General features: G+C 67.9%; 9 protein-coding genes. 3 read left to right on the forward strand and 6 right to left on the reverse strand.

Features of this window, described 5'->3' with window-relative positions:
• A complete protein-coding gene (locus tag WJU27_RS09960) occupies positions 1 to 1,218 on the reverse strand; it encodes an MdtA/MuxA family multidrug efflux RND transporter periplasmic adaptor subunit (protein ID WP_341422018.1) in 1,218 nt (405 codons plus the stop codon).
• 393 nt (positions 1,219 to 1,611) lie between these two features.
• On the opposite strand from WJU27_RS09960, the gene WJU27_RS09965 reads away from it, so the two are divergent.
• Together WJU27_RS09965 and ggpS are read left to right on the forward strand one after the other, a co-directional pair.
• Positions 1,612 to 2,865, forward strand: a complete 1,254-nt coding sequence (locus WJU27_RS09965) for an MFS transporter (RefSeq protein WP_341422019.1) — start codon at positions 1,612 to 1,614, stop codon at positions 2,863 to 2,865.
• A gap of 40 nt (positions 2,866 to 2,905) precedes the next feature.
• Positions 2,906 to 5,170, forward strand: coding sequence for a glucosylglycerol-phosphate synthase (gene ggpS / locus WJU27_RS09970; protein ID WP_341422020.1), 2,265 nt, complete (start codon positions 2,906 to 2,908; stop codon positions 5,168 to 5,170).
• Between the two features lie 79 nt (positions 5,171 to 5,249).
• Here the strand turns inward: ggpS and WJU27_RS09975 are convergent, their stop codons facing one another.
• The 5 genes from WJU27_RS09975 to WJU27_RS09995 form a co-directional block, all read right to left on the reverse strand.
• Complete coding sequence (locus WJU27_RS09975) at positions 5,250 to 6,713, reverse strand: efflux transporter outer membrane subunit (RefSeq protein WP_341422021.1); 1,464 nt, start codon at positions 6,711 to 6,713, stop codon at positions 5,250 to 5,252.
• Positions 6,694 to 9,840 (reverse strand): efflux RND transporter permease subunit, encoded by a 3,147-nt coding sequence (locus WJU27_RS09980; protein ID WP_296809871.1) that lies wholly within the window; start codon positions 9,838 to 9,840, stop codon positions 6,694 to 6,696. Before WJU27_RS09980 ends, WJU27_RS09975 begins: the two co-directional genes overlap by 20 nt.
• Positions 9,841 to 9,849: 9 nt before the next feature.
• Positions 9,850 to 11,073 carry an efflux RND transporter periplasmic adaptor subunit gene (locus tag WJU27_RS09985; protein WP_341422022.1) on the reverse strand — a complete coding sequence of 408 codons (1,224 nt, stop codon included), beginning with the start codon at positions 11,071 to 11,073 and terminating at the stop codon, positions 9,850 to 9,852.
• Positions 11,074 to 11,308: 235 nt separating this feature from the next.
• Positions 11,309 to 11,770 carry a cyanophycin metabolism-associated DUF1854 family protein gene (locus tag WJU27_RS09990; protein WP_341422023.1) on the reverse strand — a complete coding sequence of 154 codons (462 nt, stop codon included), beginning with the start codon at positions 11,768 to 11,770 and terminating at the stop codon, positions 11,309 to 11,311.
• Entirely contained in the window at positions 11,767 to 14,028 is a 2,262-nt protein-coding gene (locus tag WJU27_RS09995) for a cyanophycin metabolism-associated ABC transporter (RefSeq protein ID WP_296809865.1), read from the reverse strand. Before WJU27_RS09995 ends, WJU27_RS09990 begins: the two co-directional genes overlap by 4 nt.
• Positions 14,029 to 14,271: 243 nt before the next feature.
• Here WJU27_RS09995 and WJU27_RS10000 point away from each other — a divergent pair, with 243 nt between their 5' ends.
• Positions 14,272 to 16,452: a cyanophycin synthetase gene (locus WJU27_RS10000; protein ID WP_341422024.1), complete on the forward strand. Its 2,181-nt coding sequence runs from the start codon at positions 14,272 to 14,274 to the stop codon at positions 16,450 to 16,452.
• The last annotated feature ends 11 nt before the right edge of the window (positions 16,453 to 16,463 follow it).

Below are 16,463 nucleotides of genomic sequence, written 5' to 3' on the forward strand. Positions count from 1 at the left end.
TCACTGCGCCGGCGGCGGGCCACGTCGGCCCGGTGCACCGCCGTGGCCGGCACGCGGTGCGGACGGGGTGTCGTCGAGCTTCACCTTGTCGCCTTCACGCAGGCGGTCCACGCCGTCGGTCACGACGCGCTCTCCCGGCTGCAGGCCTTCGGTCACCTGCTGCAGTTCGCCTTCGAGCACACCGGTCTTCACCGGCCGCATGACTGCGGTCAGGTCGTCGCCGACCACGTATACGAAAGGTCCGCTGGCGCCGCGCTGTATCGCCGACACCGGCACGACGATGGCGTCGGCGATGGTGTCGACGCGCAGCTTCACGTTGACGAACTGGTTCGGAAACAGCGCGCCGTCGCGGTTATCGAACATCGCCTTGGCTTTCACGGTGCCGGTGGCGACGTCGATCTGGTTGTCCAGGATGCGCAGCGTGCCGGTCGCCAGCACGGTGCGGTTATCGCGGTCACGCGCCTCGACCGGCAGGCCACCGCGCGCAATGGCACTGCGCACCGCGACCAGTTGCGGCTCGGGCAGCGCGAACACGACCGAGATCGGCGCGTCCTGCGTGATGGTGAGCAGGCCGTCGGCGTCCGAGCTGCGCACGATATTGCCGGGCGTGGCCAGGCGCAGGCCGACGCGGCCGCTGATCGGCGCCGTGATGCGGGCGTACTGCAGCGACAGCCGGGCGCTGGCGATGGTGGCGTCGTCGGCCAGCACTGCCGCTTCGTACTGGCGCACCAGCGAGCGCTGGTTGGTCACCTGCTGCGCGGCGATCGAATCCTGCGCCAGCAGCGTTTCGTAACGCGTCAGGTCCTCCTTCGCGTTGGCTAGCAGCGCCGCATTGCGCGCCTTCGCCGCTTCGCCCTGCGCCAGTTCGACCTGGAATGCGCGCGGATCGATCTGCGCCAGCAGGTCGCCCTTCTTCACCCGCTGACCTTCGGTGAAATGCAGCGACTGCAGTTCGCCCTCGACCCGGCTGCGCACCACCACGCTCTCGATCGGCGTCACCGTGCCCAGCGCCGCCAGATGCACCGGCAGATCGGTGCGCTGCGCCACCGCACTGCCGACCCGTGTCTCGCCGCCGAAGCGGCGTGCGCCACCCGGAGGACCGCCCGGCGGGCCGCCGGCCCTCATCCCGGGTGGTCCGCCCTCACCGTCGGCCGGCTTGGTGCGTTCGTTGGCGTAGAACCAGCCGGCGGTCAGGCCGGCCAGCAGAAGCAGCATCATGATCCAGGGCCAGCGCGGTTTGCGCGTGGCCGGAGCGGCATCGTGTCCGTGTGTGGTCATCTGGATGGAAGGGCGTTGTTGGGTGCGACCGACGGTCGAGACCCGATCATTATTGTGGGTGCCTGTTAATCGAAACGCTGCCTGAGCCGCCGGCAGGTGAATGCAGTGTAAACGGCGACGGCAAAGCTGCGACTGCGGGTCAGTGGAGCGTGCGACGGGTCGGCGAGTTCCTACAGACCCGTGATCGCCTCGCGGCTATCCTCGTCGGCTCCCAAGCAGCCAGTGCCAGTACTTCTTCAGCGCGGCCTTTCGTGACAGGCGGGCACCGCAGCCCGTCGCCCGGCATCACCCAGCGTCCGGTCGCTTCCCCTCCATACAAGCGGAGTCGAAGCCTTGTTCGTCCATCTCGCACCGCTCGCCGCCCTGCTCGGCGGCGTCGCCCTGCTGCTGCTCGGCAGCGGCCTGCTCACCACGCTGCTCGCCGTGCGCGGCGGCATCGAAGGATACGGCAGCCCTTTCATGGGTCTGCTCGGCTCGCTGTTCTTCGCCGGCTTCCTGATCGGCACCCGGGTCGCGCCGACGCTGATCCGCCGCGTCGGCCACGTGCGCGCGTTCGCCTTCTTCACCTCGGCCGTGGCCTGCAGCGTGCTGCTGCACGAAATGTGGGTGTCGCCGTGGGTGTGGGCGCCGGTGCGCCTGCTCACCGGCATCGCCATGGTCGGGCTGTACGCCATCGTCGAAAGCTGGCTCAACAGCCAGGCCGCACCGGCGCAACGGGCCCGCGTGTTCGCGACCTATATGGGCGTGAATCTCGGCGCACTGGCGCTGGCCCAGCAGCTGCTGCAGGTCGGCGACGCCGCAACGCACACGCTGTTCGTGCTGGCCGCGCTGCTGGTGTGCGCGGCGGTGATGCCGGTGGCGGCGACGCGACTGAGCCAGCCGCAGATCGACAATGCCGCGGCACCGGCGCTGCGCAGCCTGTACCGAAAGGCACCGATCGCCTTCGATGCGGCCTTCGCCTCCGGCCTCGCGATGGGCGCCTTCTGGGGGCTGGGCGCGGTATGGGCCGACCGCAGTGGACTGGGCAGCTCGGGCGTAGCCGCATTCATGAGCGCGACCATCGTCGGCGGCGCGCTGTTCCAGTGGCCGCTGGGCATGCTGTCCGACCGTCACGACCGCGGCCGCGTCATCACGCTGGTGGCTTTTGCCGCCGCGCTGCTGGCGCTGCTGCCGATGTTCGCGCTGCCCTTCGGCGCCGACGCGACGGCGACCGCCGGGCTGCTCTACGGCGGCTTCGCGTTCGCGCTCTACCCGATGGCGATGGCGCGCCTGATAGACCGGCTCGACCCGCACGAAGTGCTGGCCGGCAGCAGCGGACTGCTGCTGGTGCACGGCATAGGCGCAGCGCTCGGCCCGCTGGCCGCCGGACTGGCGATGGCCGCGCTGGGGCCCGACGCGCTGCCAATGTGGTTCGCGCTGACCCAGGGCGTGCTGGCGCTGCTCACCTCCTCGCTGCTGCGCCGCATGCCGGCGCAGGTCGCGCTGCAGACGCGCTTCCTGCCCATGGTGCGCACCACCTCGACCGCCTTCGAACTGGCTGGCACCGCCCGCCCCGATCCCGACACATCCACCACGGAGACCCGCTGACCTTCACCCCGACCGCCAACCTTTCCACAGGGAGTACGACATGCTCATCGCCACCGATCTGGACGGCACCTTTCTCGCCGGCGACACCGACGCACGCCAGCAGCTCTATCAACTGATCAGCAACGATCCGGACATCACGCTGGTGTTCGTGACCGGCCGCGGCCTCGAAGCCGTGCTGCCCATCCTGTCCGATGCAGCCATCCCGGTGCCGCACTACGTCATCGCCGACGTCGGTGCCACCGTGGTCGATGGACGCACCCGACAGGCTGTGCAGCCGCTGCAGGCCGACATCGATGCGCTGTGGCCGGGCGAGCGCGCAGTGAGCGAGGCGCTGCAGGGCATTCCCGGCCTGCAGCGACAGGAGGTGCCGCAGCAGCGACGCTGCTCCTATTTCTGCGACAGCGACGCGGTGACCGACGAGCTATACCGCATCGCCAACGAACAGAACTGCGACCTGCTGTACTCGGCCGACCGCTATCTCGATTTCCTGCCGCGCGGCGTGAACAAGGGCAGCACGCTGCGCCGGCTGGTGCATGACCTCGGTATCGACATGAACCACGTACTGGTGGCGGGCGATACGCTGAACGACCTGTCGATGTTCGAGCAGGGCTTCCGCGGCGTCTGCGTCGGCGAATCGGAAGCAGCGTTGCTGGCCGCCACCGCCGACCGCACGCGCGTGCTGCATTCGCGCCGCGTCGGCTGTGCCGGCATCCTCGAAGCACTCGACTTCTTCCGCTTCATCGACCGCACGCTGCTGCTGCCGCCCGGCAGCGAAACCATGGCGCCCTGCGGCAAGTCGGAACTGGTCATCGTCTATCACCGCCTGCCCTACGAGGAAGCGATCGACGACGACGGCACCATCCTGCGCCGGCCGCACCGCTCGCCGAACGGCATCATCCCCACCCTGCTGAGCTTCTTCGCCGATGGGCGCAAAGGTTCGTGGATCGCCTGGTCGAGCGCGCACGCCGGCGACGCCCGCTTCGAAACGCACACCACGGTCGACCGCGAGCAGTATCCCGGCCTGCGCTGCGCCCGCGTCGAACTGTCGACGCAGGACGTGGACATCTTCTACAAGCGCTTCTCGAAGGAGGCCTTCTGGCCGACCTTGCACACCTTCTGGGAACGCGCGCAGTTCCGTGAGGACGACTGGCAGGTGTTCCTGAAGGTGAACCGGCTGTTCGCCGAACGCACCGCCGCCGAGGCGGCGCACGGCGCCACGGTATGGCTGCACGACTACAACCTGTGGATGGTGCCGGCGGCGCTGCGCGAGCTGCGGCCCGATCTGAAGATCGCCTTCTTCCACCACACCTATTTCCCGTCGGCCGACGTGTTCAACGTGATGCCGTGGCGGCGCGACATCGTCGGCAGCCTGCTGCAGTGCGACTACATCGGTTTCCACATTCCGCGCCAGGCCGAGAACTTCGTCGACGTCGCACGCGGCGTGGCGCCGCTGCGCGTGCTCGAAACCAGGAACTGCGCACCGCGCTTCCTCACCTACGGCTGCGCGGTCGGGCTGGATGAGATGACGACGGGGATCGAGGTGCACGGCCGGCGCATCGGCATCGGCGCTCACCCGGTCGGCCTCGACGTGGGCCGTATCGGCCGCATTCTCGCCGACACGCAGAGCGCACGGCTGATGGACCGTCTGCGCCGCGAAATGACGGGCCAGCGCGTCATCCTGTCGGTCGAGCGGCTGGACTACACCAAGGGCACGCTGGAAAAGCTGCTCGCCTTCGAACAGCTGCTCGAACAGAACGAGGAGCTGCGGCAGAAAGTGACGCTGATCGCCGTATGCGTGCCCGCAGCGAGCGAAATGACCATCTACGACACGCTGCAGACGCAGATCGAACAGGCGGTCGGCCGCATCAACGGACGCTTCTCGCGCGTCGGCTGGACGCCGGTGCAGTTCTTCTTCCGCCCCATCCCGTTCGCCGAACTGGTGGCCTACTACGCCATCGCCGACGTCATGTGGATCACGCCGCTGCGCGACGGGCTCAATCTCGTGTCCAAGGAGTATGTCGCCACCCAGGGGCTGATGCAGGGCGGTGGCGTGCTGGTGCTGTCGGAGTTCGCTGGCGCGGCGGCCGAGCTGCACGGCGCGGTGCTGACCAACCCGCACGACCGCAACGACCTGCGCGACAAATGCCTGTACGCGCTGAACATCCACCGCGCCGAAGCCGAGTCACGATTGCGCGAGCTGTTCGCCATCGTCCAGCACAACGACATCGTGCGCTGGGGTGCGGAATTTCTGGCGGCGGTGGAATCGGTCAGCGAACCACCGGTGCAGACGGTGATGGCAGCCTGAAACGCTCTCAACCTGAGCGGCGAAAAAAAAGCGCGGGACAAGCCCGCGCTCAAGTTCCTTGGAGGAGGAAAGGAAATCTTCAGCGTGACGCGGTCGGCGCGTTCTCCAGCTTCTCGTCGTCGCCACCGGTCTCGATGCGACCCGACCAGCCACCGCCCAGCGCCTGGTAGGTGTTCACCAGTGCGGTCACGCGGTCGAGGCGGGTAGAAATGAGCTGGCGTTCGGCTGACAGCTTTTCGCGTTCGGCGTCGAGCAGCACGATGCGGCTGGCACGCCCGGCTTCGTAGCTCTTCTCGGCAAGATCGCGCGCCTTCGAGGTGGCGTCGAACAGCGTGGCGGTTTCTTCCATCGCCTCGCGCGCGCCGCGGGCGGCGGACAGCGCACTCAGCGCGTCGGCGTAGGCCTGGCGGGCGGCCTGCTGGTAGGTCTGTGCGATCTGCGCACGTTCGGCTTCCGACTGCGCGACGATGGCGCGTGTGCTGAGCAGGCCGACCAGCGGTTGCGCGATCGCCGCACCGATGTTCCAGGTGCGGGCGGACGACGACAGCAGGCTGCCCAGTGCCGCACTTTCGCCGCCCAGGCCGGCAGTCAGCGATATGGTCGGGAACCACTGCGTGCGCGCCACTTCGACGCTCAGACTGGCCGCGGCCAGATTGGCCTCTGCCGCGCGCACGTCGGCGCGTCGCGCCAGCAGGTCGGAACTGAGACCGGCCGGGATTTCCGGCTGCACTGCCAGCGTGGACAGCGCCAGACCGCGGTCCGGAATGCGCTCGACCAGCTCGCGCGGCGAGCGGCCGAGCAGCACAGCCAGTGCGGTTTCGGCCTGTTCGCGCCCACTGCGCGTGGTGGCCAGTGCTGCCGCCACGCTGGCGCGTTCCGAGCGCGAAATTTCCAGGTCGTAGCGGCCGATGGTGCCGCCGGCAAACTGCTTTTCGCGCAGCGCCAGTGCGGCGTCGCGCGTGGCGAGCGTCTGCGACAGCAGCGCCTCGTCGGCGTCGAGCGCACGCAGGCTGAAATAGGCGCGCGCCACCTGAGCGGTCACCGACGCGCGCAGGCCTTCGAGCGCGTAGCGGCTTGCCGCGAGCTGCTGGCGCGCGACGTCGCGCTGACCGGACAGGCGACCGAACAGATCCAGCTCGTAGGACGCCGAAATGCCGCCGATCACCGTGTTGTACTGGCGCGGGCGGCCCGGGATCGGCCGCTCGTTGCTGTACTGCTGACGCGAACCGGACAGCGACAGGCTGGCGTCCGGCAGGCGGTTGATGCGCACCAGATCGAGCGCGGCGCGCGACGACTGCACGCGCTGCACGGCGATCACGACGTCGTCGTTGCGTTCGAGCGCCTCGGCGATCAGGCCGTCCAGCACCGGGTCGCGGAAGCTTTCCCACCAGCGGTCGATCTCGGCCGGCGTGGTCGCGGTCACCGCCGGCAGGTCGAGTTCCGGCGTCGGCTTCGGGTTCAGTGCGCAGGCCGACAGCAGGGCCGCGGCCAGCGCGGCCGACAGCAGCGTGCGGCGCGCCGGATCAATGATGTGCGTGGACATGGGGCGTCTCCGGCTTGTGCACCTTCAGCTCTTCTTCCGGCGTCGCCAGACGGCGATCGACGATGAGCTTGTAGAAGAGCGGCACGAAAAAGATGGCAAGGAAGGTCGCGGCCAGCATGCCGCCGATGACGCCGGTACCCACCGACACCCGCGCGCCGGCGCCGGCGCCGGTCGAGATGGCCAGCGGCAGCACGCCGAGGATGAAGGCGAGCGAGGTCATCACGATGGGGCGCAGGCGCAGGCGCGCCGCCTCGATCGCCGCGGCGGCGACCGGATAGCCTTCGTGATGCTTCAGCACCGCGTACTCGACGATCAGGATGGCGTTCTTGGCCGACAGGCCGAGCAGCGTCACCAGACCGATCTGGAAATACACGTCATTGGTCATGCCGCGCAGCCACACCGCCGCCAGCGCACCGAAGATGCCGAAGGGCATGGCCAGCAGCACCGAGAACGGCAGCGACCACTTCTCGTACTGAGCGGCGAGAATCAGGAACACCATCACCGCCGCCATGATCAGCGCCAGCGCGGCCGCACTCGACACGCGCTTTTCCTGGAAGGCGGCGCCGGTCCATTCGTAGCTCATGTCGCCCGGCAGATCCTTCACCAGCCGCTCGACCTCGGCGATGGCCTGGCCGGACGAATAGCCCGGTGCGGCCTGGCCCATCAGCTTCACCGCCGGCAGGTTGTTGTAGCGGTCCACCGTGTCCGGGCCCGAGCTGTACTCGACCTTGGCGAAGGCCGACACCGGCACCATGTCGCCGGCCGTGTTCTTCACGTACAGGCGGCCAATGTCCTCCGGCGTGCGGCGGTACTGACTCTCGGCCGACATCAGCACCTGCCAGACGCGACCGAACTTGTTGAAGTCGTTCACGTAGAAGGTACCCAGCGTGCCGGCCAGCGTGGTGAACGCGTCGTCGAGCGGAATGCCCAGCGACTTCGCGCGTTCGCGGTCGACGTCGACATAGAGCTGCGGTGCGTTCGGCCGCCACAGGGTCTGCAGGCCGCCGGCCAGCACCGTGCTCTGGTGCGAGGCGCCAACCAGCGCGCCCATGTTCTCGACCAGGCGCTTGGTGCCGCCGTCGCCGCGGTTCTGCAGATAGAACTCGAAGCCGCCGGTGTTGCCCAGACCGAAGATGGCCGGCGGGTTGAAGGCCAGCACCAGCGCCTCCTTGATGCCCGCGGTCTTGCCGAACAGTTCGCCCACCAGCTGCTGCGTGCTCATCGTCCGCTCGTCCCAGTGCTTCTGGCTGACGAAGATGGTGGCCGCGCTGTTCTTGAAGCCACCGCCGATGAAGTCCATGCCGGCGAAGGCCATCACGTGCTCGTTGGCGGGGTTGGACTGGATCGCCTTCATCACCTCGTCCACCACCTTGTCGGTGCGCTCCAGCGTCGCGCCGTCCGGCAGGAAGATGGCGGCGATGTAATAGCCCTGGTCCTCGTCCGGCACCAGCGAACCCGGTGTCTTGCTCCACAGACCGGCGGTGATCACCACCATGCCGATGAACAGCACGACGCCGACCGCCGAGCGACGGATCATCCAGGTCACGGCACCGGTGTAGCGGTGGGTGACGCGGGCGAACCAGTCGTTGAACCAGACGAAGATGCGCGCCGTGCTCTTGTGCTCGTTCTTCAGCAGCGCCACGCACAGCGCCGGCGTCATCGTCAGCGCGACCAGGCCGGACAGCACGACGGCGATCGAGATCGTCACCGCGAACTGGCGATACAGCTCGCCGGTCAGGCCGCCAAGGAAGGCGATCGGCACGAACACCGCGGTCAGCACGAGCACGATGGCGATGACCGGTCCGGTCACCTCGTGCATCGCCTTCAGCGCAGCCTCGCGAGCGCTCAGCCTCTGCTCGTGCATGATGCGCTCGACGTTCTCCAGCACCACGATGGCGTCATCGACCACGATGCCGATGGCCAGCACCATGCCGAACAGCGTCAGCGTGTTGATCGAGTAGCCGAGCACATGCAGGCCGGCGAAGGTACCGAGCAGCGACACTGGCACCGCCAGCACCGGGATCAGCGTGGCGCGGATGTTCTGCAGGAACACGAACACGACGATGAACACCAGGATCATCGCCTCGCCCAGCGTCTTCACCACTTCCTTGATCGATACCTCGACGAAGCGCGTGGTGTCGTACGGAATGGCATAGGTCATGCCCGGCGGGAAGCGGGTCGCCATCTCGGCCACCGCGCCCTTCACTTCCTTGGCCACGTCCAGCGCGTTGGCGCCCGGCTGCAGGAACACGCCCATCAGCACCGCCGGCTTGCCGTTGTAGGTGCCGTTGAAGTCGTTGTCCTTGGAACCCAGTTCGACGCGCGCGACGTCGCGCAGGCGCAGCTTCGTGCCATCGGCATTCGAGCGCAGGATGATGTTCTCGAATTCCTCGACCGTGGACAGCCGACCCTTGGTGGTGATGGTGTAGACCATGTCCTGGCCGCCGCCGGTCGGCGACTGGCCGATCTTGCCGGCGGCGAACTGCGCGTTCTGCTCGCGCAGCGCAGCGGCGATCTCGGGCACGGTGACGCCGAGCTGCGTCATGCGGTCCGGGCGTACCCAGATGCGCATGGCGTAGTCCTTGGCACCGAAGATCTGCACGTTGGTCGTGCCCGGAATCTTCTTGATGTTGTCCAGCACGTTCAGCGTCACGTAGTTCGACGTGTAGAGCTGTTCGTGCGTGCCATCCGGCGAGTAGAAAGCCATCACCGCCAGGAAGGCGGACGAGCCCTTCTCGACCACCACGCCCTGCCGGCGAACCTCTTCCGGCAGACGGGCGTCGGCCTGCTTGACCCGGTTATTCACGTTCACCGCCGCCTTGTCGGGGTCGGTGCCGATTTCGAAGGTGGCGTAGATCTCGACCACGCCATTCGAGGTCGAGGTCGAGCGCATGTACATCATGCCTTCGACGCCGGTGATGACGCTTTCCAGCGGTGCGGCCACGGTCTGCGCAATGGTTTCGGCGGAAGCGCCCGGATAGACCGCGCGCACCATCACTTCGGGCGGCGCGATTTCCGGGTACTGCGCGATCGGCAGCGTGCGCATGGCGGCAAGACCCGCCAGCACCAGCAATATCGAAATGACGAAGGCGAAGATCGGCCTGTCTATGAAGAAGCGCGAAAACATGGCGGCTCCTTACTGCGCGGCCGGTGCCGCAGCACCTGCCGGCGGCTGTGCCGGCGCGGAGCCGTCATCGATCTGCACCGGCGAGCCGGGCACGAAGATGCGCGCCATGCCATCGACGATGACGCGCTCGCCCGCCTTCAGGCCCTCGCGGATCACCCAGGCATTGCCCAGTTCGCCGCCGAGCTGCGCCCATTCGCCGAGCTTGACCGGACGCGGCTGCGCCAGCGTCTTGCCTTCGGCTTCGGCGATCACGTACACGAACTTGCCGTTCGGGCTGTCGAGCACGGCGCGCTGTGGCACCGCGATCGCGTCCGGGCGGGTGGCGCCGGACAGCAGCACGCGCACGAACTGGCCCGGCGACAGCTTGCCGTCCTTGTTTTCGAAGGTGGCACGCAGCGCGAAGGCACCGGTGCTGGTATCCGCCTTGTAGTCCTGGAAGCCGAGCCGGCCGCTGCGCGGGAATTCGGCGCCATCCGAGCCCTTGAGCTTGACCAGGAAGCCTTGCGGATCGAGCTTCAGCGCGCCGCGCGCGACTTCGTCGCGGGTACGCAGGTATTCCACTTCACCGACGCCGAAGTTCACATAAGCAGGGTCGGTCTGCGCCAGCGTGGTCAGCAGGCTGTCGCCCCCGGCCACGGCGAGACTGCCCTCGACCTTCAGCGCGCGACCGGCGACGCCGCCCAGCGGCGCGCGCACGTCGGTGTAGCCCAGATCGATCTGCGCCTGCTGCAGTTGCGCCTCGGCCGCCTTGACCGCAGCACGCGCCAGATCGCGCGTCGATTGCGCGTCGTCGGCTTCCTTGCGGCTGGCCGCCTCGGCATCCGCCAGCGGCTTCACCCGCGCGTACTCGCGCTCGGCCTGCGCCAGCTGCGCCTTCGCCTGATCGAGCTGGGCATCTGCTGCAGCGACGCGCGCACGATACGGCGCGGCGTCGAGCCGGAACATCACCTGCCCTTCCTTGATGCGCTGGCCTTCCTCGTACAGCCGCTTCTCGACGATGCCGGTCACCCGCGCCCGCACCTCGATCTCGCGCGAACCGGCCACCTGACCGACGTAGTCGTAATGCACCGGCACTTCCTGCGGCGTCACGGTGAGCACCTTCACCGCAGCCGGCGGCATGCCGCCATTGGCGTGCTCGCCACCCTTGTCCTGACCGCAGCCGGCCAGCGAGAGCGCCAGCACGCATGCACCCAGCAGGCCCGCGGCCCGAAAGAAATCCGTTTCCTTTTTCATCGCTTATCCCGGAGTAACGCGCAGTCGGCGCCGCGCTTGGCAATGATCGATGCGTGGACCGACCACGCAGATACCGGGCCGATTATAAACATACATTCGTGTATGTTTAAACCACTCCAATGAAAAAAACTTTCATTACGCTCTCGACGAACGAAGGCCTCGCGTCACGACATGCGAATGGGAGGAAAGGCGATTCTGCGCTTGCGGGGCACCGGCGGCGATGCCCGCGGATCGGTCACAGGAAGCGGTCGAGGATGCGCCTGCTGGGCCGGTCGAGCGCCTTCATGTCGGCGACTTCGTAGTGGATGCCGTGGCTGTCGGTGATCAGCAGCCGTGCGCCGCCGAGGCGGCGGATGTCGTCTTCGCTGCGCAGCGTGAAGCGGGTGGCGCCGCGGTCGGTCACGATGTCCCAGTCGCAGGGCGTGGAAAAGCTCGATACGCCGGCGATGCTGCGGATGCGCGGCATGAACTCGCGGCGCGACAGTTCCTCGTCGAGCAATGCATGGCTGGCGGCGTCGAGCGCATCGGGCGCATCGAGCCAGGCCAGTTCGTGGCCGTCGGCCGACATCAACGCCACACCCTCGCCCGGCGCCGACAGCGGGAAGGCGCGCACCGGCTGCACGCCGGCGTGGCGCTCGCCTGCGGCGTCGACGAAAACCAGCAGGCCGTGCGCGTCGCGTTCGAGCGAAATCGTCATGCCAGCGCTCCTTCGGCGGCATCGGCTTCGGCCAGCCGCTGCTGCGCCATGTAGAGCCGGTAATAGTGACCTTCGCGTGCCATCAGTTCGTCGTGCGGGCCGACCTCGACGATCTGGCCGCGGTCGAGCACGACCAGGCGATCGGCCTTGCGCAAGGTACTCAGGCGGTGGGCGATGGCCAGCGTGGTACGGCCCTCGACCAGGTTGTCGAGCGCGCGCTGGATTTCCTTCTCGGTCGCGGTATCGACCGATGAGGTCGCCTCGTCGAGTATCAGGATGCGCGGATCGATCAGCAGCGCTCGGGCGATCGAGATGCGCTGACGCTCGCCGCCGGACAGCGTCTGGCCGCGCTCGCCCACCATCGAGTCATAGCCGTGCGGCAGCCGCAGGATGAATTCATGCGCGTGCGCCGCCCGCGCCGCCGCGATGATCTCGGCACGCGTGGCTTCAGGCTTGCCATAGGCGATGTTGTCGGCGATGGTGCCGAAGAACAGGAAAGGCTCCTGCAGCACCAGGCCGATGTGGCGCCGGTACTCGGCCACCGGCAGCGCGCGGATGTCGGTGCCGTCTATCCGTATGCTGCCGCCGGACACGTCGTAGAAGCGGTTGATCAGGTTCACCAGCGTGCTCTTGCCAGAGCCGCTGTGGCCGACCAGGCCGATGAATTCACCCGGCGCGATGTCGAGATCGACGCCGCGCAGCACCGCGCGGTTGCCGTAGCGGAAAGCCACGCCGCGCAGTTCGATGCGGCCTTCGACCCTCGCCAGATGCACCGGCCGCGCCGGCTCCGGCACGCTGGAACCGTGGTCCAGGATGTCGAAAATGCGCTTGGCACCGGCTGCCGCCTTCTGCGTCACCGACACGATACGGCTCATCGAATCCAGGCGCAGGTAGAAGCGGCTGATGTAGGCGATGAAGGCGGTCAGCACGCCCACCGTGATGTGGTCGCGGCCGACCTGCCAGATGCCGAAGCCCCAGACGAACAGCAGGCCGACCTCGGTCAGCAGCGTCACCGTCGGGCCAAACAACGACCACACGCGGTTCACCCGATCGTTGGTTTCGAGGTTGCGGCGATTGGCGGCAGCGAAGCGGGCCGACTCGCGCTTCTCCTGCGCGAAAGCCTTCACCACGCGGATGCCCGGAATGGTGTCGGCCAGCACATTGGTCACCTCGCCCCAGATGCGGTCCACCTTCTCGAAGCCGGTGCGCAGCCGGTCGCGCACCGTGTGGATCATCCAGGCGATCACCGGCAGCGGCAGCAGGGTCACCAGCGCCAGCCACGGGTTGATCGAGAACAGCACCACCGCGGTCATGAACAGCATCAGCACGTCGGTCGCGAAATCGAGCAGGTGCAGCGACAGGAACACGTTGATGCGGTCGGTCTCGGCGCCGATGCGCGCCATCAGGTCGCCGGTGCGCTTGCCGCCGAAATACTCCAGCGACTGGCCCATCAGGTGGTCGAAGGTGGTGGTGCGCAGATCGGCGCCGATGCGCTCCGACACGCGCGCCAATATATATGTGCGCGCCCAGCCCAGCGCCCAGCCCAGCAGTGCGGCGCCGAGCAGACCGGCCAGATAGGGCCACACCGCCGCCACCGTGATCGGCGTACCGGTCTGGTGCGGAATGAGCACCTTGTCCATCAGCGGGATGGTCAGGTAGGGCGGCACCAGATTGGCCGCGGTCGACGCCAGCGTCAGCAGGAAGCCGGCGAACAGACGCCCGCGGTAAGGCCGGGCGAAACGCCACAGCCGCAGCAGCGCCCAGGTGGACGGTGGGCGCGTCGTGCTGCGTTCGCACAGCGGGCACTCGTCGTCGTCCGGCGGCAGCGGCGCCTTGCAGCGCGGGCACAGGCCGTCCTCGTCCTCGACCACGTGGTCGGGATGGGTCAGCCGCTCGATCTGTCGCGTGTGCTGGTCGGCCAGCCGCAGTGCTTCGGTGTTCAGCGCCAGCGTGTAGCGCCAGCCGGCGAGGCGGCGTTCGCTGTCGTGCAGCGCCAGCGTGCCGACGCCGGCGTGGTCGTGGTGCTGGAAGTGCTGGCCGGCGGCCAGCGGCCAGTTGCGCCACTGCTCACCGGCACAGGCCAGCAGCCGGCGGTCGGTCAGCACCAGCAGATTCGTTGCGAAATGAAGCGTGTCGTCGAGATCGGTCTGCAACCAGACCTGAACCGCCTCGCCCGGCTGCAATTGCGCCGCCAGCCCGCTGCGCCACGCCTGCGGCAGGTCGTCGGGGAGCAGGCGGTCGTCGGTGGCGCGGGTCATCGGGGCGGTTTCGGGCGGCAAGAGTGCGGAAAGGTACGCATGAAGCGGGGCCGGCGACGAGCACGCGCTCGACGACACGGGGCCCGGCGAGGCGGCCGAGTATAGCGCCGGCGACAGGGCCGGAACACGTCCCCGACGCAGGTTCAAAAATAGATGAAAAAGCTGTCAACCAAAGCGCAAAGACGCCGTTAAGCCGATGTTTTCAACAACCTCGGGGCTCCGGACCACCACCGACCCCGCACGATGAGTAAACGCTCGATCGAAATCCTGCGCACCCTCGAACTGCGCGGCCCCAATATCTGGACCTATGTTCCAGCGCTCGAAGTCTGGATAGACATCGGCGAACTCGAAGACTCCCCCTCGAACACCATTCCCGGCTTCGTCGATCGGCTGATCGACTGGCTGCCCGCCCTGCACGAACACACGTGCAGCTACGAAGAGCGCGGCGGTTTCGTGCGCCGGCTGCGCGAAGGCACCTGGCCCGGCCACATACTCGAACACGTGACGCTGGAACTGCAGAACCAGGCCGGCATGAAGGGCAACTTCGGCAAGGCGCGCGAAACGTCCGAGCGTGGCGTCTACAAGGTGGTGGTCATCTCCGGCAATCACATCGTCAGCCGTGCCGCGATACTCGCCGCACGCGAACTGGTGCTGTCGGCGATGGACGACCGCCCGTTCGACGTCAAGGCAGCCGTTTCGGAACTGCGCGACCTGGTCGACGAACACTGCCTGGGCCCGAGCACCGGCTGCATCGTCGAGGCGGCACAGGACCGCCGCATCCCGTCCATCCGCCTGAACGACGGCAATCTGGTGCAGCTGGGCTACGGCCGCAAGCTGCGCCGCATCTGGACCGCCGAAACCGACCGCACCGCCGCCATCGCCGAAGGCATTTCGCGCGACAAGGACCTGACCAAACGCCTGCTCGCCGGCTGCGGCGTGCCAGTGCCGGAAGGCCGCGAAGTCAGCGACGCCGACGACGCCTGGGCTGCGGCCGAGGACATCGGCGTGCCGGTGGTCGTCAAGCCGGCCAACGCCAATCACGGCCGCGGCGTGTCGGCCGAACTGACCAAGCGCGAAGAGGTCGCCACCGCCTACGAACTGGCACGCCGCTACAGCAAGTACGTACTGGTCGAGCGCTTCATCCCGGGCAACGAGCACCGCCTGCTGGTGGTCGGCAAGCAGATGGTCGCGGCGGTTGCCGGCGAAACCGTCTGGATCACCGGCGACGGGCGATCCACCGTCCGCCAGCTGCTCGACAGCCAGATCAATATCGATCCGCGCCGCGGACCGGAGCAGGAATTTCCGCTCGACCTGCTGATTCCCGAACGCGACGCCAAGCTGCGCTTCGAACTGGAGCGCCAGGGCTACAGCGCCGACTCGGTGCCGGCCGAAGGCGCCCGCGTGCTGGTGCAGCGCAACGGCAACATCGCCTACGACGTGACCGACCAGGTCCATCCGGACACCGCCCGTCTGGTGGCGCTGGCCGCCCGCGTGGTCGGCCTCGACATCGCCGGCATCGATCTGGTGGTCGAGGACATCCGCCGCCCGCTGCGCGAACAGGGCGGCGCCATCGTCGAAGTGAACGCCGGCCCCGGCCTGCTGATGCATCTGAAGCCGGCCATCGGCACGCCGCGTCCGGTTGGTCGCGCCATCGTCGACCACCTGTTCGCGACCGCCGACGACGGCCGCATTCCGGTCATCGGCGTCAGCGGCACCCGCGGCAAGACCACGGTCGCCCGGCTGATCGCGCACCTGATGCGCTTCTCCGGCCAGCGCGTCGGCCTCGCCTGCAGCGACGGCCTCTACCTCGACAGCCGCCGCCTCGAAGACGGCGACGCCGCCCGCTTCGAACCGTCGCAGCGCGTGCTGATGAATCCCGGTGCCGAAGTGGCAGTGATCGAGAACAGCTTCGAAACGATACTGAAGGAAGGCCTGGCCTACGACCGCTGCCAGGTCGGCGTGCTCACGCGCATCGATCCGGAAGCGCATTTCGGCGACTACTACATCGACTCGTCCGACCGCGTGTTCAACGTGCTGCGCAGCCAGATCGACGTGGTACTGCGCCGCGGCACCGGCGTGCTGAACGCCGACGATCCGCTGCAGGCCGAGATGGCCGAGCTGTGCGACGGCGAGGTGATCTGGTACAGCACGCACGCCGACAACGGCATCGTCGGCAGCCACGTGCAGTCCGGCGGCCGCGCGGTCATCGTGCGCGACGGCCAGATCCGTCTGCTCGAAGCCGAGCGCACCGAAGTGCTGTGCCCGCTCGCCAGCCTGCCGCTGACCGACGGCGAACCGCTACACGCGACCGAGAACCTGCTCGCCGCGCTGGCGGCCGCCTGGTCGCTCGGCCTGTCGCCGGCGGCGTTGCGCACCGGCGCCGAAACCTTCGATCCCCCGGTGCCCGTCGCGGTACCGGCCTGAAACACCGCCTG

Source organism: Methyloversatilis sp. NSM2 (genome assembly GCF_038066675.1).
GTDB lineage: Bacteria > Pseudomonadota > Gammaproteobacteria > Burkholderiales > Rhodocyclaceae > Methyloversatilis > Methyloversatilis discipulorum_A.